This is a genomic window from Psychroserpens mesophilus (assembly GCF_050617655.1).
Lineage (GTDB): Bacteria > Bacteroidota > Bacteroidia > Flavobacteriales > Flavobacteriaceae > Psychroserpens > Psychroserpens mesophilus_A.
This window is the reverse complement of the sequence record NZ_JBODQC010000078.1, coordinates 1-358: the sequence shown is the minus strand read 5'-3', so window position 1 is coordinate 358 and position 358 is coordinate 1. Positions and strand designations below refer to the sequence as shown.

The 358-nt window shown below is 48.6% G+C and carries 1 protein-coding gene; it reads left to right on the top strand.

Going from position 1 to position 358, the window contains the following annotated elements:
• The coding region (locus ACRHNM_RS16405; RefSeq protein ID WP_431137708.1) for a phosphoribosyltransferase family protein at nt 1–358 on the top strand (358 nt) is incomplete at both ends.

The window sequence follows — 358 nt, the reverse complement described above, 5'->3', positions numbered from 1 at the left end:
TTTCCAAGTCATTCCAGATCTAAAGGAACTAACGGGAAACCTGCCACAGCCAGAACCACTGGATCCACTGGAGACCGGCGATCGTTTCGTAAACCTTTTTGCAAGATACTGTCGTACGCTTGATGGCATTGGTTTAAAACGAGTGGTTTTCATTGATGATGTGCTCTACACCGGACGAAGCATACGGGCGGCATTAACGGCCATCCAATCCTTTGGACGGCCCAAAAGCATCGAATTGTTGACCTTGATTGATAGAAGGTCCAGCAGGCATTTGCCCATCCAGCCCAATTATAGGGGAAGACAGGTGGATGCCATTAACGATGAGAAGGTGAAGGTGATGTGGGAAGAGAACGACGGT